The 23,738-nt window shown below is 72.7% G+C and carries 23 protein-coding genes and 1 pseudogene; 14 read left to right on the top strand and 10 right to left on the bottom strand.

Annotation, left to right across the window (positions count from 1 at the left end; translation table 11 throughout):
• Positions 1 to 33 precede the first annotated feature (33 nt).
• Together ACYF6T_RS14965 and ACYF6T_RS14960 are read left to right on the top strand one after the other, a co-directional pair.
• Positions 34 to 1,059 carry a hypothetical protein gene (locus tag ACYF6T_RS14965; RefSeq protein WP_461696596.1) on the top strand — a complete coding sequence of 342 codons (1,026 nt, stop codon included), beginning with the start codon at positions 34 to 36 and terminating at the stop codon, positions 1,057 to 1,059.
• 90 nt (positions 1,060 to 1,149) lie between these two features.
• Complete coding sequence (locus ACYF6T_RS14960; RefSeq protein ID WP_461696595.1) at positions 1,150 to 1,863, top strand: DUF2238 domain-containing protein; 714 nt, start codon at positions 1,150 to 1,152, stop codon at positions 1,861 to 1,863.
• Here the strand turns inward: ACYF6T_RS14960 and ACYF6T_RS14955 are convergent.
• Positions 1,787 to 2,287 (bottom strand): DUF6328 family protein, encoded by a 501-nt coding sequence (locus tag ACYF6T_RS14955; protein WP_461696593.1) that lies wholly within the window; start codon positions 2,285 to 2,287, stop codon positions 1,787 to 1,789. The genes ACYF6T_RS14960 and ACYF6T_RS14955 overlap by 77 nt on opposite strands.
• Before the next feature lie 119 nt (positions 2,288 to 2,406).
• Here ACYF6T_RS14955 and ACYF6T_RS14950 point away from each other — a divergent pair, with 119 nt between their 5' ends.
• Positions 2,407 to 2,778: a hypothetical protein gene (locus ACYF6T_RS14950; RefSeq protein WP_461696592.1), complete on the top strand. Its 372-nt coding sequence runs from the start codon at positions 2,407 to 2,409 to the stop codon at positions 2,776 to 2,778.
• Between the two features lie 9 nt (positions 2,779 to 2,787).
• Here ACYF6T_RS14950 and ACYF6T_RS14945 read toward each other — a convergent pair whose 3' ends face one another.
• Complete coding sequence (locus ACYF6T_RS14945) at positions 2,788 to 3,771, bottom strand: aldo/keto reductase (protein ID WP_461696591.1); 984 nt, start codon at positions 3,769 to 3,771, stop codon at positions 2,788 to 2,790.
• A 138-nt stretch (positions 3,772 to 3,909) separates the two neighbouring features.
• On the opposite strand from ACYF6T_RS14945, the gene ACYF6T_RS14940 reads away from it, so the two are divergent.
• Entirely contained in the window at positions 3,910 to 5,643 is a 1,734-nt protein-coding gene (locus tag ACYF6T_RS14940; protein ID WP_461696590.1) for a cholesterol oxidase substrate-binding domain-containing protein, read from the top strand.
• A 15-nt stretch (positions 5,644 to 5,658) separates the two neighbouring features.
• Here the strand turns inward: ACYF6T_RS14940 and ACYF6T_RS14935 are convergent, their stop codons facing one another.
• The 3 genes and pseudogenes from ACYF6T_RS14935 to ACYF6T_RS14925 all read right to left on the bottom strand — a co-directional run bounded on the left by ACYF6T_RS14935 (position 5,659) and on the right by ACYF6T_RS14925 (position 9,016).
• Positions 5,659 to 6,258 carry a TetR/AcrR family transcriptional regulator gene (locus ACYF6T_RS14935; protein ID WP_461696589.1) on the bottom strand — a complete coding sequence of 200 codons (600 nt, stop codon included), beginning with the start codon at positions 6,256 to 6,258 and terminating at the stop codon, positions 5,659 to 5,661.
• A pseudogene (locus tag ACYF6T_RS14930) lies at positions 6,255 to 7,633 on the bottom strand (MFS transporter). The gene ACYF6T_RS14935 and the pseudogene ACYF6T_RS14930 overlap by 4 nt, the downstream one beginning before the upstream one ends.
• Before the next feature lie 165 nt (positions 7,634 to 7,798).
• Entirely contained in the window at positions 7,799 to 9,016 is a 1,218-nt protein-coding gene (locus ACYF6T_RS14925; protein WP_461696587.1) for an FAD-dependent monooxygenase, read from the bottom strand.
• A 342-nt stretch (positions 9,017 to 9,358) separates the two neighbouring features.
• Between ACYF6T_RS14925 and melC1 the strand changes: the two genes are divergently transcribed.
• The 3 genes from melC1 to ACYF6T_RS14910 all read left to right on the top strand — a co-directional run bounded on the left by melC1 (position 9,359) and on the right by ACYF6T_RS14910 (position 11,121).
• The gene (gene melC1, locus ACYF6T_RS14920; RefSeq protein WP_461696585.1) at positions 9,359 to 9,727 is read left to right on the top strand and encodes an apotyrosinase chaperone MelC1; all 369 of its coding nucleotides are present in this window, start codon (positions 9,359 to 9,361) and stop codon (positions 9,725 to 9,727) included.
• 34 nt (positions 9,728 to 9,761) lie between these two features.
• Positions 9,762 to 10,586: a tyrosinase MelC2 gene (melC2, locus tag ACYF6T_RS14915; RefSeq protein ID WP_461696584.1), complete on the top strand. Its 825-nt coding sequence runs from the start codon at positions 9,762 to 9,764 to the stop codon at positions 10,584 to 10,586.
• Positions 10,587 to 10,668: 82 nt separating this feature from the next.
• On the top strand, positions 10,669 to 11,121 hold the full coding sequence (locus ACYF6T_RS14910) for an SRPBCC family protein (RefSeq protein WP_461696583.1): 453 nt from the start codon (positions 10,669 to 10,671) through the stop codon (positions 11,119 to 11,121).
• A gap of 8 nt (positions 11,122 to 11,129) precedes the next feature.
• Here the strand turns inward: ACYF6T_RS14910 and ACYF6T_RS14905 are convergent, their stop codons facing one another.
• On the bottom strand, positions 11,130 to 11,834 hold the full coding sequence (locus tag ACYF6T_RS14905) for a ribonuclease H family protein (protein WP_461696582.1): 705 nt from the start codon (positions 11,832 to 11,834) through the stop codon (positions 11,130 to 11,132).
• A gap of 31 nt (positions 11,835 to 11,865) precedes the next feature.
• Entirely contained in the window at positions 11,866 to 12,600 is a 735-nt protein-coding gene (locus ACYF6T_RS14900) for a VOC family protein (RefSeq protein WP_461696581.1), read from the bottom strand.
• A gap of 158 nt (positions 12,601 to 12,758) precedes the next feature.
• On the opposite strand from ACYF6T_RS14900, the gene ACYF6T_RS14895 reads away from it, so the two are divergent.
• The 7 genes from ACYF6T_RS14895 to ACYF6T_RS14865 all read left to right on the top strand — a co-directional run bounded on the left by ACYF6T_RS14895 (position 12,759) and on the right by ACYF6T_RS14865 (position 20,956).
• The gene (locus ACYF6T_RS14895) at positions 12,759 to 13,766 is read left to right on the top strand and encodes a zinc-binding alcohol dehydrogenase family protein (RefSeq protein ID WP_461696579.1); all 1,008 of its coding nucleotides are present in this window, start codon (positions 12,759 to 12,761) and stop codon (positions 13,764 to 13,766) included.
• Positions 13,767 to 14,008: 242 nt separating this feature from the next.
• A complete protein-coding gene (locus ACYF6T_RS14890; protein WP_461696578.1) occupies positions 14,009 to 15,451 on the top strand; it encodes a family 2B encapsulin nanocompartment shell protein in 1,443 nt (480 codons plus the stop codon).
• On the top strand, positions 15,448 to 16,485 hold the full coding sequence (locus ACYF6T_RS14885) for a family 2 encapsulin nanocompartment cargo protein terpene cyclase (protein ID WP_461696576.1): 1,038 nt from the start codon (positions 15,448 to 15,450) through the stop codon (positions 16,483 to 16,485). Before ACYF6T_RS14890 ends, ACYF6T_RS14885 begins: the two co-directional genes overlap by 4 nt.
• Before the next feature lie 43 nt (positions 16,486 to 16,528).
• Positions 16,529 to 17,407 carry a geranyl diphosphate 2-C-methyltransferase gene (locus ACYF6T_RS14880; RefSeq protein WP_461696574.1) on the top strand — a complete coding sequence of 293 codons (879 nt, stop codon included), beginning with the start codon at positions 16,529 to 16,531 and terminating at the stop codon, positions 17,405 to 17,407.
• A 203-nt stretch (positions 17,408 to 17,610) separates the two neighbouring features.
• Entirely contained in the window at positions 17,611 to 18,285 is a 675-nt protein-coding gene (locus tag ACYF6T_RS14875) for a response regulator transcription factor (protein ID WP_461696572.1), read from the top strand.
• A complete protein-coding gene (locus ACYF6T_RS14870; RefSeq protein ID WP_461696571.1) occupies positions 18,282 to 19,970 on the top strand; it encodes a hybrid sensor histidine kinase/response regulator in 1,689 nt (562 codons plus the stop codon). Before ACYF6T_RS14875 ends, ACYF6T_RS14870 begins: the two co-directional genes overlap by 4 nt.
• Before the next feature lie 83 nt (positions 19,971 to 20,053).
• Positions 20,054 to 20,956: an SGNH/GDSL hydrolase family protein gene (locus tag ACYF6T_RS14865; RefSeq protein ID WP_461696569.1), complete on the top strand. Its 903-nt coding sequence runs from the start codon at positions 20,054 to 20,056 to the stop codon at positions 20,954 to 20,956.
• Here the strand turns inward: ACYF6T_RS14865 and ACYF6T_RS14860 are convergent.
• Genes ACYF6T_RS14860 through ACYF6T_RS14850 form a run of 3 tightly spaced genes read right to left on the bottom strand, consistent with a single transcriptional unit; the run spans position 20,946 to position 23,601 of the window.
• Complete coding sequence (locus tag ACYF6T_RS14860) at positions 20,946 to 21,704, bottom strand: ABC transporter permease (protein ID WP_461696568.1); 759 nt, start codon at positions 21,702 to 21,704, stop codon at positions 20,946 to 20,948. The genes ACYF6T_RS14865 and ACYF6T_RS14860 overlap by 11 nt on opposite strands.
• Before the next feature lie 4 nt (positions 21,705 to 21,708).
• Positions 21,709 to 22,512: a class I SAM-dependent methyltransferase gene (locus ACYF6T_RS14855; RefSeq protein ID WP_461696566.1), complete on the bottom strand. Its 804-nt coding sequence runs from the start codon at positions 22,510 to 22,512 to the stop codon at positions 21,709 to 21,711.
• A gap of 42 nt (positions 22,513 to 22,554) precedes the next feature.
• Entirely contained in the window at positions 22,555 to 23,601 is a 1,047-nt protein-coding gene (locus tag ACYF6T_RS14850; protein WP_461696565.1) for an ABC transporter substrate-binding protein, read from the bottom strand.
• Between the last annotated feature and the right edge of the window lie 137 nt (positions 23,602 to 23,738).

Raw genomic sequence — 23,738 nt, 5'->3', positions numbered from 1 at the left:
AGTCCGACCAGTTCTTGCACAGGAGAGTCATCGGTGACCGTAGCGATCGTCCCGTCCGAGACGTCCCCCGCGCCGCTGTCCGACCTCGTGGCGCGGGACGCGCGCGAGTTCGGGGTGTACGCGCGGACCGGAGGGTGGGCCTTCGGGCTGATGGTGGCGCGCAGCGTGCGGCCCGGCGGCCAGGGCGCGGACGAGACGCCGAAGGTGTCGGCGAAGGAGTTCGCGGAGCTCGCCGGCTGCTCCCCGGAGCGCGTGATGCGCTACTACAGGGCCTGGGACCGGGCCGCCGACGACGGTCTCGTCCCGCACTTCGAGGCGCTCGCGCCGGGCCAGGAGGTGGAGCTGCCGGACGCCGACGTGTGGCTGAGCTACTACGTCTCCCGCACCAGCGCCGCCTCCGAGCGGGGCACCGCGATCGCCGAGGCCGCCGAGGCCGAGGGCATCCGGCCCACCAAGGCCCTCGAAGTGGCCGAGAACCCCACCGCGCTGCGGGCCGCGATCCTCGCCGACCCCTCCACCGCCCGGGCGGCCCGTCAGGCGCTGCTGGACCGGGTGCGCGAGGACCCGGAGCTTCAGGCCGAGCTGGCGCGGGACGTCGTGCGCACCGACGACCTGAAGAAGGCCGTCGCCAGCGAGAGCCGGGCCGCCGACCGGATCGGCTACGTCCGCCAGATCGCCGAGTCGGGCCGGATCAGGACGCCGGCCGGGCAGACCGTGGACGCGCCCGTCGAGCTGCGCCAGGAGGCCGAGCGGCATCTGTCCCTGCTCGACGAGCTGGAGGAGGACGAGGGCGGCGGCGAGTGGGCCGACGAGGCCTACGACACGATGAAGTCCCTGGTCGCCGAGGCGGTGGAGGCCGATCCCGAGCTGCGGGTGCAGGAGCGGCGCACGAAGTTCTACAGCAGCCTGCAGAAGGCGACGAGGGCCTTCGAGGAGCTCACCTTCGACGATGTGCAGGAGTTCGTCGAAGGGGACGAGAACGACGTCGTGCAGCAGCTGGAGGAGCTGCAGCAGGCCATCGCCGCGTGCATCACGGCCCTGCGCACCTCCCGGGAGTGAGCGCTGCGCCCCGGCGGGGCTGAGTAGCCGTACTCATGCTCCCGTCCCGGGTGCGCGGCCACGATGGGGGCTCCACGAGGAGGAGTCCCCATGAGCGTCATCGCCCTGCGTCCCGCCCCGCCACGACGGCGGCTGCCCGCGCTGTCCGCCGCGCTCGTCGTCGCCGGCATGGCCGTGTCCGCGTACGCGCCGCGCGATCGCGCGACCTGGTTCCTGGAGACGGTGTGGGTGCTGGTCGGGCTGCCGCTGGTGGTGCTGGCCTGGCGGCGCTTCCCGCTGACGAACCTGCTCTGCGGTCTGCTGGCCGCGCACGCGCTGGTGCTGGCGGTGGGCGGCCACTACACCTACGCGCAGGTGCCGGCCGGGGACTGGGTGCGGGACGCCTTCGGCCTCGCCCGCAATCCGTACGACCGCTTCGGCCACCTCATGCAGGGGTTCGTGCCGGCGGTGCTGGTGCGGGAGCTGCTCAGCCGCACCTCGCCGCTGCGCGGCAGCCGGTGGCTGGCCCCGCTGACGGTGTGCGCCTGCCTGGCCTTCAGCGCCGTCTTCGAGCTGCTGGAGTGGCTGGCGGCGGTGGTCGGCGGGCACTCCGCGGACGCCTTCCTGGCCACCCAGGGCGATGTGTGGGACACCCAGTGGGACATGTTCTGCGCGCTGATCGGCGCCACCGTCTCGGTGCTGGTGCTCGGCCGCGTCCACGACCGGCAGATGCGGGCCCAGGGCCTGCTCACGTCGTGTGACGACGGCGCGTCCACAGCGGTACGACGAACCAGCACAGCGCGTACCAGCCGACCACGCCGGTGACGATCCAGGGCACGGCGGCGTTGTGGGTGGCGACCCTGAGGATGAGCAGCAGCGAGCTGGTCATGGTGGCCAGCAGCAGCACCAGGCCGACGAAGGTGAGCCGGGAGGCCCAGGCGACGGCTTCCGGCTTGACCTTCCGGCCGGACACCAGCCGGTGCAGCGACACGGGCCCGATCAGCGCGCCGGTCGCGGCGGCGCCCAGGACGACCGTGACGATGTAGATGGTCTGGTCGGTGTGCTCCAGCTGTGCGTACTTGGGCGTGAAGACGACGGTCAGCAGGAAGCCGAACAGGATCTGCACCCCGGTCTGGGCGACCCTGACCTCCTGGATCAGCTCGCCCCACTTGCGGTCGGCGCGCTCGGCCTCGGTCTCGTGCCGCCCCCACTCGTTCACGGTGTCCGGGCCGTTCTCCGTGACGGACAAGGCTCCTCCCGGCTCACTCGACCACTGCGTACCCGATGTCCCGTGTTCCCCGTTCGGCCGTATTCGACCGCGCGGCGGGTGAGCCGTTTGAGCGATCACGGCGCGGTTACACGAAGCGCATGACGCACAACGACCAGCCAGGCGGTACGTCGGCGACCGAGCTCACCATCACCGTCAGCGGCGGTGACGCCGCCGACGCGCGGGCGGTGGTGCGGGCTCTGGAGCCCGCCTTCGGGCAGGCCGAGGAGGAACCGCCCGCCGACGACCGCGTCACGGTGCACACGGCGAGGTTCCGGCACGACCGGGCCGCGTCGGCGGACGGGCGGGGCGGCGGCGGCCACCTGTCCGGGGCGGTGACGGTCACCGTGCAGGGCTCCCCGGACGCGGTGGCGACGGCGCGCGAGCGGCTGTCGCACGCCTTCACCACGCAGGACCAGGGGTCGGTCTCCGGCGACCAGGAGCAGGAGTGGCAACTGCTCCTGGAGCCGTGAGCCCGGCGGCTACCAGCGCGCCTCGACCTGGTCCTTGATCCGCCGCTCGTACAGGTCCCGGATGGCGGCGAGGGTGTCCTCGCCCAGCTCCGGCAGCTTCGCGGCGGCCGCGTTGGCGCGGGCCTGCTCGGGCGAGCGGGCGCCCGGGATCACCGTGGTCACGCCCGGCTGCTGGATGATCCAGCGCAGGGCGAGCTGGGCCGGGGTGTACCCCTCGGGGGCGAGGGCGGCGAACTCGGCGGCGGCCTCGACGCCGGTGGTGTAGTCGACGCCGGAGAAGGTCTCGCCGACGTCGAAGGACTCGCCGTGGCGGTTGTAGGTGCGGTGGTCGTTGGCGGGGAAGACCGTGTCCTTGGTGTACTTGCCCGACAGCAGCCCGGAGGCCAGCGGCACGCGCGCGATGATGCCGACGCCCGCCTCCCGGGCCGCGGGCAGCACCTCGCGCAGCGGCTTCATGCGGAACGGGTTGAGGATGATCTGCACGCTCGCCACGTTCGGGCGGGCGATCGCCGTGAGCGCCTCCGCGCAGGTCTCCACGCTGACGCCGTAGGCGGCGACGCGCTCCTCCTCCACGAGGGTGTCGAGCGCGTCGAACACCTCGTCGCTGGAGTAGACGGGCGTGGGCGGGCAGTGCAGCTGCACCAGGTCGATGCGGTCCACGCCGAGGTTGCGCCGGGAACGGTCGTTCCAGGCGCGGAAGTTGTCGAGAACGTAGTTCTGCGGGATCTGCTCGACGCGGCGGCCCATCTTGGTGGCCACCAGCACGTGCAGGTCCGGCCGGCCGCGCAGGAAGGCGGCGATGGTCTCCTCGCTGCGCCCGTCGCCGTACACGTCGGCGGTGTCGAAGAAGGTCACCCCCGCCTCGGCCGCCGCCTCCAGCACCGCCAGGGCTTCCTTGTCGTCGACGTCTCCCCAGTCGGCGCCCAGCTGCCATGTGCCGAGTCCGACGACGGATGCGTGCTGATCAGACCTACCGAAAGTGCGCTCGTCCATGGCGTCAGTCTGTCATCCGTCACGTCCGTGCGCGGAACCGACCACTCTGGTGCCGCAGCTGTGCGTTTGTCACCCACACGGGTGATAGTCATGGACACACCCCTGGCACGTGTCAACGCGCGTCTACCGTGTGGGCCCGTGACGCATGGTTCAGTGAGCAACTTCCCCTCCCCCGACCCCGCCTGGACCCGCCGGGGCTTCCTGCTCTCGGCCGCGGCCCTGGCCGCCGGGCCCGTTCTGCTCGCCGCCGACCCGGCCGCGGCGGCGCAGGAGCTGCCGGACTTCCCGGCCGGCGTGGCGCTCTACCGGTCGGCGTACCGCAACTGGGTCGGCGAGATCACCGCCGACGGCCTGTGGGCCTGCGCCCCGGCCGACGCCGGCCAGGTGGTCGACGTCGTCAACTGGGCCCGGCAGCACGGCTGGAGGGTCCGCGCCCGCGGGATGGCGCACGGCTGGTCCCCGCTGACCGTGACGCAGGGGACGGCGTCGCAGGCGCCCGTCCTGCTCGTCGACACCGCCACGCACCTGACCGGCCTGGCCCTCGACTCGGACACCGCCGTGCGCGCCGGCACCGGCGTCACGATGGACGCCCTCCTCGCCTTCCTGGAGGAACACGGCCTCGGTCTCACCGCCACCCCGGCACCCGGCGACCTCACCCTGGGCGGCGCCCTGGCCGTCGACGCGCACGGCACCGCCGTACCGGCCGCGGACGAACAGCGGCCGCCCGGCCGGACGTACGGCTCGCTCAGCAACCGGGTGCTGTCGCTGACGGCGGTGGTGTGGGACGCGGACGCCGGCGCCTACGTGCTGCGGACCTACGAGCGCGCCGACGCCGACTGCGCGGCCCTGCTCGTCCATCTGGGCCGGGCGCTGGTGACCGAGGTGGTGCTGCGCGTGGGCGCCGACGTCGACCTGCGGTGCGTCAGCCGCACGGACATCCCGGCCGCCGAACTCTTCGCGGCCCCCGGCGGCGACGGGCGCACGCTCGCGGGGTTCCTGGACGAGGCGGGGCGCGTGGAGGCGATCTGGTTCGCGTTCACCGAGTTCCCGTGGCTGAAGGTGTGGAGCGTGTCCCCGGCGAAGCCGCTCACCTCGCGGCACGTGACGACGCCGTACAACTACCCGTTCTCCGACAACGTGCCGACCCTGGTCGCCGATCTGGCCGGGCGGATGGTGTCGGACGCGGCCTGGTATCTGGCCCCGGTACTGGGCAACGCGCAGTACGACGCGGCGGCGGCCGGGCTCGTGGCCACGCTGTCCGCCGACCTCTGGGGCCCCTCCAAGAACACCCTGCTGTACATCAGGCCGACGACGCTGCGGGTCACGGCCAACGGGTACGCGGTGCTCACCGGCCGGGACCGGGTGCAGCGCGTGGTGCACGAGTTCACGTCCTTCTACCAGGAGCGGCTCACCGCGTACGCCACGCTGGGCCGCTTCCCGGTCAACGGCTCGGTCGAGATCCGGGTGACCGGCCTCGACGACCCGGCCGAGGCCGGTGTGGACGGCGCCCGGGCTCCGGCGCTGTCGGCGCTGCGGCCGGTCGACGGGCACCCGGAGTGGGACACCGCGGTGTGGCTGGACGTGCTGACGCTGCCTGGCACGCCGTACGCGGAGACGTTCCTGCGGGAGCTGGAGCGGTGGCTGCTGGACACCTACGACGGACAGGACGCGCTGACCCGGGTGGAGTGGTCCAAGGGCTGGGCCTACACGGACGAGGCCGCCTGGAGCGACGGGGAGGTGCTGGGCACCGCGGTGCCCGCGTCGATCGGCACCGAGGTCTGGGCGCAGGCCGTGGAGGTCCTGGACCGGCTCGACCCGCACCGCGTCTTCGGCAACGCCTTCCTCGACCGCCTGCTGATCAGCCCGGGTTGACCCCGGCTCGACCGGCTAGCGGCGGGCGGTTCCCGGCGTGAGGTGCTCCTGGACCAGCGGGGCGTACCGGGAGACGACGTCCTCGACCGACGCGTCCCGTACGTGGGGGCCGCGGGCGATGCCGTAGACCACGCCGAGCCCGATGAGGGCGCCGACGGCGAGTTCCGCGCGCAGCCCGGCGTCCGGTCCGCTCAGGCGGGCGGTGAGCCGTTCGGTCACCTGGGTGCGGAAGTTGGCGCGCAGGATGTCGCCCTGCTCGCCGTGCAGGGGCGCGAAGACGATCCGCAGCAGCGGGTCGGCGCCCTGCCGGGACTGGCTGACCAGCACATGCCGGACCATGTGCCGGCCGAGGTCCGCAAGCGGTGCGTCCAGCAGCGCTTCGGCGTCGGCCTCGAAGCTCATGACCCGGGCGAAGAGGGCGTCCTTGTTGCCGAAGTACTTCAGGATCAACGGCGGGCTGACACCGGCGCGTTCGGCGACCGCCTTCAGCGTGATGTCGGCGTGGGCGTGCCGGGCCAGCAGATGGCGGGCGGCCTTGAGGATGGCCGCCTTGGTGGTCTCGGCGTCGCGTCGGGCGGGCGCGGTGGCCGCGGGTCGGGTGCTCACGCCCCTCATGCTCCCTTGAGTGCCTCGCCGCGGGCGTCCCGCGTGCCGCCACGGGCCCGGCGTGTTCCCTCCGGCGCCGGCTCGCCGGGGATGGCCAGCGCCATCGCGCAGGCGGCGAGGGCGATCGCGCCGGCCATCACGAAGGCGAGCAGATAGCCGTGCAGGGTGGGCACCTGGCTCCCGCCGACGAGGCTGGTGTGGTGCACCAGCACCGCGGCGACGGCGGCGCTGGAGACGGCCTGGCCGATGGTGCGCATCAGGACGTTGACGCCGTTGGCGGAGGCGGTCTGCTCGGCCGGGACGGCGCGCAGGATGAGGGTGGGCAGCGCCGAGTAGGCGAGCGTGGTGCCGGTCGAGCAGATGGTCGCGCCGACGATGATCATCCACAGGTCGCGGCTGTCGGCGAGCCGCACGGCGTATCCGCAGGCCAGGACCGCGGCGCCGAGGGCGAGGGTGATGCGCGGGCCGCGGGCCGCGGAGATGCGGGCGGAGAGGGAGGAGAAGGCCAGCATGGTCAGCCCGCCGGGCAGCAGGCACAGTCCGGTGGCCACGATCGACAGCCCGAGCCCGTATCCGGTGGCCTTGGGCGCCTGCACCAGCTGGGCGGTCACCAGGGAGTTGGCGTAGAAGGCGAAGCCGACCAGAAGGGCCGCCGCATGCGACAGACCGACCCGCGGCCGGGACACCAGCCGCAGGTCGACCAGCGGCTGTTCGGTGCGCAGTTGCCGCCACCACCACAGCGCGAGGACCACCACGGCGGCGCCGAACAGACCGAGGACCCGCGCGCTCGCCCAGCCCCACTGCCCGCCCTGCGACACGCCCAGCAGCAGGCACACCAGTCCGGTGGCCAGTCCCAGCGCGCCCGGCACGTCGAACCGGCCCGGCTGGCGTACGGGCGACTCCCGCACCGCCCACCACACGGCCGCCAGGCCCGTGGCGCCCAGGGCGGCGCTGGCCCAGAACATGGTGTGCCAGTCGGCGTACTGCACCACGAGCGCGGCCAGCGGCAGGCCGAGGGCGGCGCCGATGCCGACGGTGGAGCTCATCAGCGCCACCGCGGAACCCGGCGCTCCGGCGGGAGTTCGTCGCGCAGGATGCTGATCGACAGGGGCACCACGGACGCGGCGGCGCCCTGCAGGGCCCGGGCCGGGATGAGGACGGCGATGTCGGACGACAGGGCGCACATCACCGCGCCGAGCGTCATCAGCGCCAGGGCCGCCGTCAGCACCCGGCGCTTGCCGTACATGTCGCCGGCTCGGCCCAGAACGGGGGTCAGCACGGCCCCCGACAGCAGGGTGGCGGTGACCATCCAGGAGACGGTGCCCGGTGAGGCGCCCGTGAGGCGGGGCAGGTCGGGGAGCAGCGGGACGACCACGGTCTGCATGACCGCCATGAGGATGCCGCAGAACGCCAGCACGGGGACGGTGAGCCGGTCCCGCAGGGCGGCCGGGCGGGCTATCGGGGCGGGCTGCTCCATGGCGCTCCAGGCTGGTGGAGAACGGGTGAATGCCCATTCACCATAGTGGGTGAATGGGCATTCACCCAACGCCTATTTCCGGGCGGCCGGTGTCCGTGCCTGGACCGTGCGCGCGACCCTGGGCCCGAGCCAGCGCTTGAGCCGGCGCAGCGCCTCCAACTGCCCGGCCGCCTGGTCGAGGCGGTAGTAGAGCTGGGGCGGAACGTAGGGCAGCAGGGGCGAGTGGCGCTGGCCGAGCAGGGCGAACATCCGCTCCGGCGGGAGGTCGATGTAGCGCTGGAGGTTCTCGTACCACTGGGCGCTGTAGCGGGCGGCGCTCTGCGCGGGCAGGAGCGCGGCCCGGCGTGCGTGTTCGTAACGGGCGAGGGCCCGCGGGAGGTCGGCGTGCTCGCGCAGGGCGCCGGCCAGGGCGATGGCGTCCTCCAGGGCGAGGGTGGTGCCGGCGCCGATGGAGTAGTGCGTGGTGTGGGCGGCGTCGCCGACGAGGACGAGGTTGCCGCGGTGCCAGGTGCGGTTGGTGACGGTGCGGAAGGTGAGCCACTGGGCGCCGGTGCGCTCGTCGCAGCGGCCGATGAGGGGGTGGCCGTCGAGGACGTGCGCGAAGAGCTTCTCCAGCAGGGCCAACCCGTCGGCCTCGCCGGCGCGGTCCAGGCCCAGGCCGGTGCGGGTGTGCGGGGCGCACTCGATGACGCAGGTGCTGCGGTCGGCGCTGTAGGGGTAGCCGTAGCACCAGATCCACCCGTGGTCGGTCTCGACGAACGCGAAGGTGAAGGTGTCGAAGACCTTGGTGGTGCCGAGCCAGACGTAGCAGTTGCGGCCGTGTGCGACCTCGGTGCCGAAGTGCCCGGCGCTGCGGGCGCGCAGGGCGCTGCGCACGCCGTCGCCGGCCACGACGAGGTCGGCGTCCGGCAGGTCGTCGGGGTCGACCTCGCTGTCGAACTCCAGCCGCACGCCGAGGGAACGGGCCCGTTCGGCGAGGATCTCCAGGAAGCGGTGGCGGCCGATGCCGTGTCCCTCGTCGCCGGGTTGCCGGGCCGTCAGACCGCGCACGTGGGCGACGCCCTCGCTCCAGCGGACGGAGCCGTCCTCGATGGCCCGGGCGGACTCGGGGTCGTGGGCGTGGAGCTTGTCGAGCAGGCCGCGCCAGTAGGTCACGCCCCAGCCGTAGGTCGAGCCTTCCGGATTGCGCTCGTGGACGGTGATGTCGTGGGACGGGTCCTGCCGCTTGAGCAGGATGGAGAGATACAGGCCGGCGGGCCCGCCGCCGACGCAGGCGACCTTCACACGCACCCCTAGGAATTACTCAAAGCTGTCAGTTGACGACGCAGAGTAGCAGGGCGTGGCCCGTGTGGCCGGCGTGGCCGATCGCGCCAGTTTCCCGAGGTGAGGCAGGCCACGGGGGGCGCTCGCGTCCGCGAAAGACCTGCCGCAACAGGAGGGGAATCAGAAGGAATTCCTTCTTCCGGGCGTGCGAAAGCGCCTTCCACCGCAAGATCAACTTCGTTCAAGCTTGCACGACATGTAACCAATTGTCCTGATCGCAGCCAACCGGTCTCGGCGGATTTCTCCCGCTCTCGGCAGCACGGATACGCATACGGGGTCGTCAACCGCACCCATCCCAGGAGATCCCGTATGCCCCAACTCACCCGCCGGCGCGCCCTGACCGCCGCGGCCGCGCTCACCGCCACCGCGGCGGCCGCCCCCTCGGCCGCGGCCGCCGAGCACGACCACGGCTCCCCCGCCTCCCCGCCCCCCTTCGACGAGGTCTACAAGGGCCGCCGGATACAGGGCCGGCCCGTCACCCCGGGCGGTCACCACCATCACGGCGCCGGCTTCGCCGTGTTCGTCGACGGCGTCGAGCTGCACGTGATGCGCAACGCCGACGGCAGCTGGATCAGCGTCGTCAGCCACTACGACCCGGTGCCCACCCCGCGCGCCGCCGCCCGGGCCGCCGTCGACGAACTCCAGGGCGCCCAGCTGCTGCCCTTCCCCGCCAACTGACCCGCCTCGCACGCCCCTTGGGAGCACCCGCATCATGACCGTCCGCAAGAACCAGGCCACCCTGACCGCCGAGGAGAAGCGGCGCTTCGTCGGCGCCGTCCTGGAACTCAAGCGCAGCGGCCGTTACGACACGTTCGTCACGACCCACAACGCCTTCATCCTCGGCGACACCGACGACGGCGAGCGCACCGGCCACCGTTCGCCCTCCTTCCTGCCCTGGCACCGCAGATTCCTGCTGGAGTTCGAGCGGGCGCTGCAGTCGGTGGACGACTCGGTCGCGCTGCCGTACTGGGACTGGAGCACCGACCGCTCGCCGCGCTCCTCGCTGTGGGCGCCGGACTTCCTCGGCGGCACGGGGCGCAGCCGGGACGGGCAGGTGATGGACGGTCCGTTCGCCGCGGCAACCGGCGACTGGCCGATCACCGTGCGCGTCGACGGCCGCACCTTCCTGCGCCGCCGGCTGGGCGCGGGCGCGCGCGAGTTGCCGACTCGCGCCGAGGTCGACTCGGTGCTGTCGATGGCGACGTACGACATGGCGCCCTGGAACAGCGCCTCGGACGGCTTCCGCAACCATCTGGAGGGCTGGCGGGGCGTGAACCTGCACAACCGGGTCCATGTGTGGGTCGGCGGGCAGATGGCCACCGGCGTCTCCCCCAACGACCCGGTGTTCTGGCTGCACCACGCCCATGTCGACAAACTGTGGGCCCAGTGGCAGCGGCGCCACCCCGGCTCCGGCTATCTGCCGACCGGCGGGACGCCGGACGTCGTGGACCTCGGCGAGACCATGAAGCCGTGGAACGACATCCGCCCCGCCGATCTTCTCGACCACCGCGCCCACTACACCTTCGACACCGACTGAGGAGGAGCACGGCGATTCGCCCCGCAGGTCACGGGTACCCGCGCGGACGAAACCGACGTGAGAGCGAAGGAGTGATTCACCCATGTCGCAGGTCGAGGAATCCATCGAGGTCGGCGTCCCGGTGCACACCGCCTACAACCAGTGGACGCAGTTCGAGACGTTCCCGGAGTTCATGAGCGGCGTGGAGCGCATCGAGCAGCGCACCGACACGCTCACGCACTGGGTGACCAGTGTGAACGGGGTGCACAGGGAGTTCGACGCGGAGATCACGGAGCAGATCCCGGACGAGCGGGTCGCCTGGACCACGGTCTCGGGCGAGGCCAAGCAGGCCGGAGTGGTGACCTTCCACCGCCTGGACGAGGACCACACCAAGGTGATGCTGCAGATGGACTTCCACCCGGACAGCATCACGGAGAAGGTCGGCGACAAGCTCGGCTTCGTCAAGCGCCAGACCAAGGGCGACCTGGAGCGCTTCAAGGAGTTCATCGAGCACCGCGGCCGGGAGACCGGCGAGTGGCGCGGCGTGGTCGTCTGACCGAGGGCTCAGCCCGCCTCGGCCGTACGGCACTCCGGGTGCCCCCACCCCTGCGCGTTCTTGGCGATCGGCTCGCCGGCCGCGTAGGAACGGCCGCACAGGCAGCGGCCGGGGAACTTGGCCTTGATCGTGCGGGACGACCCGGAACTCCCGCCCGGCCGGCCCGCGCCCTGCTTGCGGCGCGGACCGGCCGGTTTCTTCGGGGTGTCCGGCGAGGGCGGCGGCTCCGGCGAGCCGAGCGCGCTGCCCGCCGGCTCCTGCACGCTCGCCGCCTGGCTGGCGGCACGGTCCGCGAAGTCGTTGAGCGGGTCGCCGTCGACCTGGTGGGCGGGCACGTAGCGGAACTCGACCGTGCGGCCGTCGAGCAGTTCGTCGATGCGGACGACCAGGTCCTGGTTGGCGACGGGCTTGCCGGCGGCCGTCTTCCAGCCGTTGCGCTTCCAGCCCGGCAGCCAGGTGGTGACCGCCTTCATCGCGTACTGCGAGTCCATCCGCACCTCGAGCGGCACGCTCGGATCGGTGGCCGCGAGCAGGCGCTCCAGCGCGGTCAGTTCGGCGACGTTGTTGGTGGCCCTGCCGAGCGGTCCCGCCTCCCAGCGGGCCGGCGTCTCCTGCTGGTCGGCGACGACCCAGGCCCATCCCGCCGGTCCCGGGTTTCCCTTCGAAGCCCCGTCGCACGCGGCCACCACACGTTCACGCATGGCCCCGATCATGCCATGGACCGGCGGGTCGCCCGGCAGGGGTTCAGGAGACGTCGGTGGTCTGCGGCATCTCCCCGGCCCTCGTGGTGACGTCGATCACCGAGAAGTTGGCGCCCTGCGGGTCGCTGAGCGCCGCGAACCGCCCGAAGGGGCTGTCCATCGGCCCGAACCGCAGCACGCCGCCGAGCTTGGTCGCCTTCGCGACGGCGTCGTCGCAGTCGCCGACGGTGAAGTAGACGTTGATGTAGGGCGGCACCTCGGGCGGGAAGTCCCCGGTCATCCTCATCCGGCCGAGGACCGTCTCGCCGCCGAGGTCGAACATGCGGAAGTCGATCGCGTCATCGCGCAGTTGCCTGGCGCGGTAGCCGAACACCGAGGTGAAGAACGCGTCGGACTTCTCCGGTTCGCGGGTGAAGACCTCGGCCCAGCAGTACGCGCCGGGCTGCGGCGGCGGCGCCTCGAAGCAGCCGAACTCGCCGACCCGCATCGGCTCCATCAGCACCGCGCCGCCGTGCTCACGGATGGTCGCGGCGGTCGCCGCGGCGTCCGCCGCGGCGAAGTACAGACACCACTGCGACTGCCCCTCCTGCCCCGGCATCGGCGGTACGACGGCGGCGACCGCGCTGCCGTCCGCGTAGGCGTGGGTGTAGTTGCCGTACTCCGACGACGCCTCGCCGAAGGTCCAGCCCAGGACGTCACCGTAGAAGCGCTTCGCTCCCTCGACGTCGCCGAACATCGCGTCCACCCAGCAGGGGGTTCCCTCAGGTCGTACGGCCATGATCGCGGCCTTCTCCCGTAATCGGCGGCAGGTCCCTTTCCTCACGCTAGCCATCCCCGCGACGGACCGCGCGCCGAACGCCCCGCTCCGCTCCAGACTGGAGGGACCGGGCCCGCTCGGGTGAGGCGGACCGGTCGTCGAGGGGACGGGGAGAAGCGATGCGCGCGTGGGCGGTGGACAGGCCGGGGCCGGTCGAGGAGGGGTCCCTGCGGTGGGTGGAGAAGCCGGTTCCGCGGCCCGCGGACGACGAGCTGCTGGTGCGGGTGCGGGCGTGCGGGGTGTGCCGGACCGACCTGCACGTCGCCGAGGGGGATCTGGCGGTCCGGCGGCCCGGGGTGACGCCGGGGCACGAGGTGGTCGGCGTGGTGGCCGGTGCCGGGACGGCGGTGGCGGACTTCGCGGTCGGTGACCGGGTGGGCGTGGCGTGGCTGCGCCGGACCGACGGGACCTGCGCGTACTGCGCCCGCGGCGCCGAGAACCTGTGCCCCGCCTCCCGGTACACCGGCTGGGACGCCGACGGCGGCTACGCCGCGTACACGACCGTGCCCGCCGCCTTCGCCTACCGCCTGCCCGACGGCCTCGACGACGTCGCGCTCGCGCCCCTGCTGTGCGCCGGCATCATCGGCTACCGCGCGCTGCGCCGGGCCGCGCTCCCGCCGGGCGGGCGCCTCGGCCTGTACGGGTTCGGGGGCAGCGCCCATCTGTGCGCACAGGTCGCGCTGGCCGAGGGCGCCAGAGTGCACGTCCTCACGCGCGGGGCGGCGGCCCGGCGGCTGGCCCTCGACCTGGGCGCCGCCTCCGCCCGCGACGCCTACGAACCGCCGCCCGAGCCCCTGGACAGCGCGATCCTGTTCGCCCCGGTCGGCGACCTGGTGCCGGTCGCCCTGCGCGCTCTCGACCGCGGCGGCACCCTGGCCATCGCCGGCATCCACCTCGGCGACACCCCGCCGCTGCACTACGAGAGCGAGCTGTTCTACGAGAAGCAGGTGCGCAGCGTCACATCCAACACCCGTGCCGACGGGCGGGAGTTCCTCGCGCTGGCCGCCCGGCACGGCGTCCGCGCCACCACGCACCGCTACCCGCTGTCCCGGGCGGACGAGGCGCTGCGGGACCTGAAGGCGGGCCGCTTCGACGGGGCGGCCGTGCTGGTCGACGACCTGTCCTGAAGGCTCCGCGCGGGGCGGGCGCGCGGCCCGTGCGCCCGGCGCGTGATCACCGCTGCCCCACCCGGCGGGACGGGGAGCGGATTGTGCCCCTCCGGCCCGCGAAATCGCCCCCCGCACGCCGTACCAGGGCCGCCGCCAGGGCTGTTTGCCTTGTACATGCGGCGCGTTCCTGTCATCCGCCGCGCTCTCGCCTTCCTCAACGACCGCTCCGCTCACCCCTGTTCACCCCCCAGGGAGGGAATGTGTCCGTCTCCGAAAGCGCCACCGACCAGCCCGCCCCCGACGCCGCCGACACCGGCGGCGAAGGGCAGCTCACCAGTCTCAGCACACAGGCGGCGCGCACGCTCGCCACCACCACCAAGTCCGCCCCCCAGATGCAGGCCATCAGCTCGCGCTGGCTGCTGCGGACACTGCCCTGGGTGGACGTCCGCGGCGGCACCTACCGCGTCAACCGCCGGCTGCAGCTCAAAATCGGGCGCGGACGGGTGCAGTTCGAGCAGAACGGCGCCGACGACATCAAGGTCATCCCGCAGACGCTGACCGAACTGCCGGTGCTGCGCGGCTACCCCGACACCGACGTCCTCCGCCAGATCGCCACCCGTTTCCGGGTCCGGGAGGTGCGGGCCGGCCAGGTGCTGTTCGAGGCCGGGCAGCCGGTGACGGAGACGTACCTCGTCGTCCACGGCCGGTTCACCCGGTACACGGCCGGCAAGTACGGCGAGGAGGAGATCGTCTCCGTCGTCACCGACGGCGACCAGATGGGCGACGAGGCCATCGGGCAGTCCGATCCGCTGTGGCTGACGTCGGTCCGGGCCGAGACCGCGGGCGTGCTGCTGGTGCTCCCGTGGGACGTCGTCACGGAGTTCACCGACCGCGTGCCCTCCCTCGCCGCCCACCTGCGGGCGTACGCCGAACGGCAGAGGCTGCCGATGAACCGCAAGGGCGAGGCCGACGTCCCCGTCCAGGCCGGCCACGTCGGCGAGCCGACGCTCTCCTCAGGCTTCGTCGACTACGAACTCGCCCCGCGCGAATACGAGTTGTCGCTCACCCAGACCGTGCTGCGGGTGCACACCAGGGTCGCCGACCTCTACAACGACCCCATGGACCAGACGGAGCAGCAACTGCGCCTGACCATCGAGGAGATCCGCGAACGCCAGGAGTGGGAGCTGGTCAACAACCGCGAGTTCGGGCTGCTGCACAACGTCGACTACGGGCAGCGCGTCAGCACCTTCACCGGGCCGCCGACCCCGGACGACATGGACGAACTGTTGTCGATGCGGCGCAGCACCAGGGTGTTCCTCGCCCACCCCAAGGCGATCGCCGCGTTCTTCCGGCAGTGCAACCGGCGCGGTCTGGTGCCGGGCACGGCGACGGTCGAGGGCCACGAGATCCCGGCCTGGCGCGGGGTGCCGATCCTCCCCTGCAACAAGATCCCGATCAGCCGGGAGCACACCAGCAGCATCATCGCGCTGCGCACCGGAGAGGCCGACCAGGGCGTGGTCGGCCTCTACCAGACCGGCATCCCCGAGGAGCACCAGCCGGGCCTGAACGTCCGCTTCATGGGCGTCGACGCGGCGGCCATCATCAGCTACCTGGTCACCGCCTACTACTCGCTGGCCATCCTGGTGCCGGACGCGGCGGGCATCCTGGAGAACGTCCAGATCGGCCGGACGGCCGAGGGATGAGCGCGTCCGTGCTGCCGGGGCCACCGAGCCCGGCCCGCTCCTGGCGCGCCCGGCACACCGGAACGGTCCCGGGGCTGCGGCACCGGCAGGTCGCCCCGGCCGACCCGGAGAAGGTCCGGGAGGTCGACCGCAGGCTGGAGGCGTGGGCGCACCGGCTCGACCTCTTCCCCGCGGCGTGGTCGGGGGACTTCTCCGGCTTCCAGTTCGGACGGGCCGTGGTCCTGCAGCACCCGGCGGCGGCCGACCTCGAACGCCTCACGGTCGCCGGCAAGCTGCTGCTGGCCGAGAACCTCGTCGACAGCTGCTACTGCGAGGAGGACGAGGGCCGGGGCGCCTCCCGGCGGAGCCTGGGCGGCCGGCTCGTCCTGGCCCAGTCGGCGCTCGACCCGTACCACGGCACGCCCGCCACCGAGCAGGAGTGGCTGCGCGGCATGCAGGCCGACGGGCCGCTGCGCTCGTACCACTGGGCGCTCAAGGACTACGCGGTCCTCGCCACGCCCAGCCAGAGCGACCGTTTCGTGCACGACATGGCCCGGCTGCACCTGGGCTACCTCGCCGAGGCCGCCTGGGCCGAGACGCGGTACCTGCCACGGGTGTGGGAGTACCTGGTGATGCGGCAGTTCAACAACTTCCGTCCCTGTCTGTCGATCGTGGACGCGGTGGACGGCTACGAGCTGCCCGAGGCGCTGTACGCCCGTCCGGAGGTCCAGCGGGTCACCGCGCTGGCCTGCAACGCCACCACCATCGTCAACGACCTGTACTCCTTCACCAAGGAACTCGCCAGCGACCCCGCCCACCTCAACCTGCCGGTCGTGATCGCCGCGAACGAGCGGTGCGGGCTGAAGGCCGCCTATCTGAAGGCCGTGGAGATCCACAACGACATCCTGGCGGCGTTCGACGAGGAGTCCGCCCTGTTGTCGGCGACCTCTCCGCTGGTCGAGCGCTATCTGCGGGGCCTGTCCGACTGGGTGGCCGGCAACCACGAGTGGCACGCCACCAACACCCACCGCTACCACCTGCCCGACTACTGGTAACCCCTCCACACCGACGCCCGTCCCCCACCACGAGGAGTCACCGTTGACCACCGCCCCCGACGCCGCAACCACGTCGGCACCGGTGCCGACCCAGTCCACGTACCAGAGCCGCGTGGCGGACTACTGGAACGCCGAGGAGAACCCGGTCAACCTCGAACTCGGCAGACTCGACGACCTCTACCACCACCACTACGGCATCGGCGCGGTCGATCCGGCGGTGCTCGCCGAGACCGATCCGGCGCGGCGCCAGGAGCGGATCACCGCCGAACTGCACCGCCTGGAGCACGCGCAGGCCGAACTCCTCGCCGCCCACCTGGGCCCCCTGACCCCCGACGACCGGGTCTTCGACGCCGGCTGCGGGCGCGGCGGCGGCAGCGTCGTGGCGCATCTGCGCTACGGCTGCCACGCCGACGGCGTGACGATCTCCGCCAAGCAGGCCGCGTTCGCCAACGAACAGGCCCGCAAGCGGGGCATCGACGCCAAGGTGCGCTACCACCACCGCAACATGCTCGACACCGGCCTGGCGGCGGGGGCGTACGCGGCCTCGTGGAACAACGAGTCGACCATGTACGTCGAACTGGACCTGCTGTTCGCCGAGCACGCCCGCCTGTTGCGCCGTGGTGGCCGCTATGTGGTGATCACCGGCTGCTACAACGACACCTACGGGCAGGCCTCCCGCGAGGTCTCCCTCATCAACGCCCACTACATCTGCGACATCCACCCACGCTCGGCGTACTTCCGGGCCATGGCCCGCCACCGGCTGGTCCCGGTCCATGTCCGCGACCTCACCGCGGACACCATCCCGTACTGGGAGCTGCGCCGGCAGGCCGAGCACCTGGTCACGGGCATCGAGGACACGTTCCTGACCGCCTACCGCAACGGCAGCTTCCAGTACCTGCTGATCGCGGCCGACCGGGTGTGAAACACACCCCGCGCGTTCCGGCGCGGGCCCGTGCGGCGGCTGTGCCATCCCCGCCCGCCCGCACCCGCGCCGGAACTCCCCCCGTGCGGCTCCCCCTTGAACCGTGGTTCCGCACTGTTCTACCGTCGCCACATGGTCGGGGCATCAACGCCCGCTCACCGGCGGCACAACGAGCGGACGGCGAGCGGGCCGGGTGATGCGGAATGCGTCCGCACCTCGCTCTGATCGAGGACGATCCCGACTTCGCACTGATGTGCCGTTCCTATCTGGAACGCGCCGGATTCACCGTCACCTGGGCGATGGACGCACGCGCCGGCAAGGGCGTCCTGTACGACGGCGGTGTCGATCTCGCGGTCCTCGACCTGGGGCTGCCGGACGGCAGCGGACTGGAGCTGCTGCGCGCCCTGCGCTCCACGAGCCGGCTGCCGGTCATCGTGGTCACGGGCCGCGGCGCGGAGGCGGACCGGGTGGCGGGACTGGAGATCGGCGCGGACGACTACCTGGTCAAACCGTTCTCCCAACGGGAGCTGGTGGCCCGCATCCACGCCGTGCTGCGCCGCTCCCGCCCGCCGGACGCACCCCGGGTGCTGCACGCCGGGTCCCTGCGCGTCGACACCGGGGCCCGGCAGGCCTTCGCCGACGGGATACTGCTGACGCTGCGCCCCAAGGAGTACGCCCTGCTGGAGATGCTGGCCGCCGCGCCCGGCCGGGTCTTCTCCCCCGAGCAGTTGCTGGAGCGGATCTGGGGCACCTCCTGGCAGCAGCCCGCGACCGTGGTCGAGCACGTGTACCGGCTGCGCGGCAAGCTCGCGGCGCTGCCCGCACCCGCCCCGCGGATCACCACCGTCCGCGGCTACGGCTACCGCCTCGATCCATGAGCCGCCGGCCCGAGACCGCGACACCCCGGCCCGCCCCGGACTTCCGGCGCCTGTTCGACGCGGTCCTGTCCCCGCTGCTCGTGCTCGCCCCCGACTTCACCATCGTCGAGGTCAACCGCGCCTACCTCGACGCCACCCGCACCGACCGGGGCATCGTCGGCCGCCCGGTCTTCGAGGTGTTCCCCGACAACCCCGCCGACCCGGCGGCCGACGGCGTCGCCAACCTGCGCCGCTCGCTGGAGGCGGTGGTCGCCGAGGGCCGTACGGACACCATGGCGCTGCAGCGGTACGACATCCCGGCGGGCGAGGAGGGCGCCTTCACCGAGCGGTACTGGAGCCCGGTCAACACACCGGTCCTGGACGGCGCGGGGCGGGTGACGCACATCATCCACCGGGTCGAGGACGTCACGGAGTTCGTGCGGCTGCGCCGCGTCGGGCGCGAGCGGCAGCGGGCCGCCGCCGAGGCGCGGGGCCGCGCGGACGCCATGGAGATCGACCTGTTCGTGCGGGCGCGGGAGATCCGCGAGGTCAACGAGCAGCTCAGTCGCGCCAACGCCGAACTGGACGCGGCCGGACACCGGTTGCGGGAGGAGCAGCGGGCCAAGGACCGGTTCATCGCCACGCTCTCGCACGAGCTGCGCACCCCGCTCGCCGCCGCGACCGCCGCCGTCGAGCTCCTCGCCCTCGACCTGCCCGGAGGGCATCCGGCGCTGGACGTGCTGGAGCGGCAGCTGGGCACCCTGACCCGGATGAGCAACGACCTGCTGGACGGCACCCGCGCGGTCACCGGGCGGCTGGAGCTGGTGCGCGAGCCGCTCGACCTGCGATCGGTCGTCGACGGGGCGTGCGCCGACATCCGGGGTCTGTTCGGGCACGAGGCGCGCACGCTCGGCGTGGTGCTGCCGCCGCAGCCGGTGGTCGTGGACGGGGACCGGCTGCGGCTGGCCCAGGTGCTGACCAACCTCCTGTCCAACGCGCTCAAGTACACCCGGCCCGGCGGGCACACCGAGGTCGGTCTGACGGCCGGGGACGGCGAGGCCCGGCTGACCGTCCGGGACGACGGCATCGGGTTCGCGCCGCAGCGGGCGCAGGAGCTCTTCGGGGTCTTCACGCGGGCCGCGCCGGCCGGCCCGGACACGCCGGAGGGCCTGGGGCTGGGGCTGGCGGTCGCGCGGACGGTGACGGAGCTGCACGGCGGCCGGATCGAGGCGCACAGCGACGGCCCGGGCCGGGGCGCCGTCTTCACCGTACGGCTGCCGACGACCACGGCGACGGCCTGTCGCCGGCCCCGGCCCGCCGTCCGGCCGGCCGGCCCGCGCCGGCTGTCCCTGCTCGTCGTCGAGGACAACGCCGACCTGGCCGCCACCTACCGCACCCTGCTGGAGCGCCAGGGCCACCGGGTCACCGCGGTGCACACCGGCGGGGACGCCCTCGCCGCCGCCGAGGAGGCCGGCTTCGACGTCGTCCTGTGCGACCTGGGCCTGCCGGACATGGACGGCTACGCGGTGGCCCGAGCGCTGCGGGCGCGGCCCGGCGGCGCGGGGCTGCGGCTGGTCGCCGTGTCCGGGTTCGGCCAGGGCACCGACCGCGCGCTGTCCCGTGCGGCCGGGTTCGACGCCCATCTGGCCAAACCCCTGCCACTGACCGATCTGCTCGACCTGCTGGGGCGGCTGGAAGGCGCCTGAAGTCCGCCCGCACGTCTTCCCCCTTGTGCCGCCCTGTGCTTGCCTGGGGTGCCGTTTTCCGTTGCCGGGGCGGGAGTTGCTGCATGCGGAAGCCGTGGATCCTGGGTGCGCTGCTGACCGGTGTGCTGCTGCTCGGCGCGTGCGGCGACCCCTCGTCGGGCCCGGAGGCGGCACCGCCCTCCCCCACGCTGCCGGGCGCGTCCGCCACGACCACCCACCAGCGGGCGCCCGTCTCCCCCGCCGCCACAGCTCCTCGCGTGCTCTACCTGGGCGACTCGCTGGCGATGGAGGCCCAGAAGGTGCTCGGGCAGCAGTTGCGCGCCGAGTTACACGCCACCTACACCAGTGCGCCGTACTCGGGGACCACACCGTGCGACTACCTGGCGGGCACCGGGGAGAGGTCGCTGGTGCCGGACGCCGACAAGGCGGCCGCGCTGGTCCGCACGTTCCATCCCGACTACGTGGTGCTGCAGTTCTGGGGCAACGCGTGGGTCTACACCTGGTGCATGGACGGCATCACCTACGACGCCCGCCCGCGGACGTACTTCACCCGCTACCAGGCCGACCTGCGCAGGCTCACCGAGCAGATCGCCGCGGCCGGCGGCGACCGGCGCCCGCGGATCGTGTGGGTACTGCAGGGACCGGATCCGATCACGCCCGACCGGGTGCGGCGCGTGAACGAGCTGTACGAGAAGCAGGCGGCCGCCTCCGGGGACCTCGTCGCGGACGCGGGCGGCACCGTGAGCCCGGCCGGGGCCCGCTACACCTGGCAGCAGTACCTGCCCTGCACGGCCTACGAGCACGAGCACACCGGCTACTGCACCGACCCGGGCCGCGACCGCACCGCGCTCCATCTCGACGCGGACTACCTGCACTTCTGTCTGGCCCCGACGACCTCGACGCCGAAGCCGTGCCCGGTGCGCTCGCCCGGCATCCTGCGCATCGCCCGGGAGATCACCCGGGTGGTCGGCGAGGCTAGCCGGTGATCTCCCGCGCCCACGGCAGCAGCAGCCGTTCGGCGAGGACGACGCCGTAGAAGAGGAGCACGCTCAGCACGCTGAGCAGGGCGATGGCGGCGAACGCGAGCGGGGTGTCGGCGTTGCCGCCGGAGGCCACGATGACGTAGCCCAGTCCCCGGTCGCCGCCCGCGAACTCGCCCACCACCGCGCCGACGACGGCGAGGGTGACGCCGAGCCTGAGCCCGGTGAAGACCTGCGGGAGCGCCCAGGGGATGCGCAGCTTGCGGTACGACTGCCAGCGGGAGGCCGACAACGAGCGGGCCAGCTCGGTGAGTTCGACCGGCACCGAGGTCAGTCCGGCCATGGTGGCGACCACGATGGGGAACCAGGCCAGCAGCGCCACCATGAACACCTTGGGCGCGGTGCCGAAGCCGAGCCACACCACCAGCAGCGGTGCCACCGCGATCTTCGGGACCGCGTTCACGGCGACCAGCAGCGGCATGACCGCCCGGCCGACCGCGCGGGAGGCGGTCAGCAGGACGGCGGTGACCAGACCGGCGCCGAGGGCGAGCGCGAAGCCCAGCAGGGTCTCGGCGAGGGTGGCCCAGGTCTGGCGCAGCAGATAGCCGGGCAGCCGGTCGAAGGCGCGCACGACGTCGGGCGGCGAGGGCAGCAGGAACGGCCGGATGGCGAACGCGACGGTGGCCAGCCACCACAGGGCGAGGGCGCACCCCACGGCGAGCGCCGGGGGCAGTGCCGTACGCAGCCGGGCCACGCCGTCACTCCGCGGGCCGACGGCCGATGGTGGAGTACGTGAGGTGGCCGCGCACCAGCAGCCGCGGGTCGCGCACCAGTTCGCAGATCTCCTCCGTCTCCTCGCGCGTCATGCCGGCCGCCAGGAAGCCCTCCCGGGCCTGGAGGACGTTGTGGCCGATCAGCACCGCGCCCGCCGTGCCGCCGGGCCAGGAGCGGGCGTGGATGACGGTGTCGATGCCGGTCAGGCCCTCTTCGAGCATCGCGGTGGGCACGCGGCTCGCCCAGGTGGGGTCGTTGCCGTGCCGCGGCAGGACCCGTTCGACGAGGAGGGTGTGGTAGGTCTCGATCAGTTCGGCGGCCCGGGGGGTGGGGGCGGCGAGGACCATCTTGCGGAAGGTGGTCTCGAAGTCCTCCACGACCAGGGCGCCGCCCGGTGCCAGGGCGGCGGCCAGACGTCCGAGGATCTCCCGGCGTCCGGGCAGGTGCATGAGGACCAGCCGGGCGTGGACGACGTCCCACGGTCCCTCGGGCACCGGCTCCCTCTCCAGGTCGTGGCGCAGCACCTCGTACGGGGCGTCCGGCGGCAGATGACGGGTGTTGACGTCCGTGGCGAGCACCCGTCCCGAAGGACCCGCGGCCCGGGCGAGCCAGGCGGCCACGCTGCCGCCCCCGGCGCCGACCTCCAGACAGCGGCGGCCGGTCAGATCGCCCAGCGTGGACAGCCGCTGGACGGTGAAGTCGTCCAGCAACACGGCCAGTTGGCTGTGCCGGTCCACGGCTTCGGGGTGGTCGTTGTCGAAGGCGTACGTCGGCGGGGTCACGGGCACCGGGCTGCTCCTGGGGGCGAGGCGGGTCACCGAGGGGGAACGTCAACTCGTCGTCATGGCCGGGAAGTCCACCACGTCGTCCGGCGTCATCCCTGCCCCGATGACGCCCGCGTCACGCAGGCTCGCGAGGGCCCGCTGCATGCGCGCCCGGGTGATCAGGCCGATCGACGCCTCGCCCGCGGCGGTCACGGACGGCGTCATCAGACGTATCTCCGCGCTCGCGGCGGCCGCGTCCGTCTCGGGCTGTTCGGCGTGCAGGAGCCGGCCCGCCTCGTCGGGATGCGCCACGGTGTACTTCAGCGCCTTCAGCAGGGCCGTGCGGAAGCGCTTGACCAGGTCGGGGTCCTTGGCGGCGAGCGATTTCGTGGTGACCACCGCGTTGCCGTACAGATCGGGCAGGTACCTGCTGTAGGGGAAGACGACGACCCCGCGCGTCGTCGCCTGCCGGGTGGCCTTTTCGATGGTGGGCCGGCCGATGAGGAAGGTGCTCAGCGCGTCGGCCTTTCCGCTCGCCAGTGCCGCGCCCAACTGGACGGGCTGGACGGCGATCCAGTGGATTCCGGTGGTGTCGATGCCGGCGAGCCTGGCATATCCGGGAAACAGCAACTGGTTCACGGAGTTGGCGGCGGCCGCGATGCGTTTGCCGGTGAGGTCTTTCGGGGTGCGGATGTCCGATCCCCGCAGGGCCATCACGGACACCAGCGTCTGCTGGTGGACGGCGAGCACGGCCCGGAAGTCCTTGTACGCGGTGGAATGCCGCGCGCCCGCCGAGATCATGGCGCCGGTCAGGTCCAGGGCGGTGAACTGTGCCTTTCCGGCGGCGAGCACCTTGAGGTTCTCGCCGGTGGCCTTGCCGAGCTCGATGCGCACATCGAGCCGGGCCGCCCGGAAATACCCCTTCTTCTGGGCGATCCAGGCGAACGCGTCACGCCCCGCCGCGCCGAAAGCGGTGACGTAGGTGAGATGGTCCGTGCCCTGACCGGCGTTCTTCGCGGACCCGTCGGAGTCCGAGGAGCCCGCACCGCAGCCGGTGGCGGCGAGCAGGAAGGCGGCCGTGCAGACCAGGGCTCTGTGCGCCGCGCGCATCATGCGGCCTCCCCGCAGGGGATCGGTGGGGGACGACGGCAAGGGGCCGAACTGCCGTTGCCGGGATCGCGATCCGCAAAAGCGTACGCGCGCGTGCCACAATCCAGCAGAGCGATTTTCAGTACTCCGCGCAGGCCGGC

It is taken from the genome of Streptomyces sp. 7R007 (genome assembly GCF_054850255.1).
Note: the sequence above shows the minus strand (reverse complement) of the source record. Positions and strands in the feature narration are given on the sequence as shown.

Coding starts and splice junctions, on each gene's coding strand:
- ACYF6T_RS14910 (WP_461696583.1), top strand. CDS start 10,669: ATGTCGCAGGTCGAGGAATCCATCGAGGTCGGCGTCCCGGTGCACACC.
- ACYF6T_RS14960 (WP_461696595.1), top strand. CDS start 1,150: ATGAGCGTCATCGCCCTGCGTCCCGCCCCGCCACGACGGCGGCTGCCC.
- ACYF6T_RS14950 (WP_461696592.1), top strand. CDS start 2,407: ATGACGCACAACGACCAGCCAGGCGGTACGTCGGCGACCGAGCTCACC.
- ACYF6T_RS14935 (WP_461696589.1), bottom strand. CDS start 6,258: ATGAGGGGCGTGAGCACCCGACCCGCGGCCACCGCGCCCGCCCGACGC.
- ACYF6T_RS14870 (WP_461696571.1), top strand. CDS start 18,282: ATGAGCCGCCGGCCCGAGACCGCGACACCCCGGCCCGCCCCGGACTTC.
- melC1 (WP_461696585.1), top strand. CDS start 9,359: ATGCCCCAACTCACCCGCCGGCGCGCCCTGACCGCCGCGGCCGCGCTC.
- ACYF6T_RS14905 (WP_461696582.1), bottom strand. CDS start 11,834: ATGATCGGGGCCATGCGTGAACGTGTGGTGGCCGCGTGCGACGGGGCT.
- ACYF6T_RS14885 (WP_461696576.1), top strand. CDS start 15,448: ATGAGCGCGTCCGTGCTGCCGGGGCCACCGAGCCCGGCCCGCTCCTGG.
- ACYF6T_RS14865 (WP_461696569.1), top strand. CDS start 20,054: ATGCGGAAGCCGTGGATCCTGGGTGCGCTGCTGACCGGTGTGCTGCTG.
- melC2 (WP_461696584.1), top strand. CDS start 9,762: ATGACCGTCCGCAAGAACCAGGCCACCCTGACCGCCGAGGAGAAGCGG.
- ACYF6T_RS14850 (WP_461696565.1), bottom strand. CDS start 23,601: ATGATGCGCGCGGCGCACAGAGCCCTGGTCTGCACGGCCGCCTTCCTG.
- ACYF6T_RS14875 (WP_461696572.1), top strand. CDS start 17,611: ATGCGTCCGCACCTCGCTCTGATCGAGGACGATCCCGACTTCGCACTG.
- ACYF6T_RS14900 (WP_461696581.1), bottom strand. CDS start 12,600: ATGGCCGTACGACCTGAGGGAACCCCCTGCTGGGTGGACGCGATGTTC.
- ACYF6T_RS14945 (WP_461696591.1), bottom strand. CDS start 3,771: ATGGACGAGCGCACTTTCGGTAGGTCTGATCAGCACGCATCCGTCGTC.
- ACYF6T_RS14895 (WP_461696579.1), top strand. CDS start 12,759: ATGCGCGCGTGGGCGGTGGACAGGCCGGGGCCGGTCGAGGAGGGGTCC.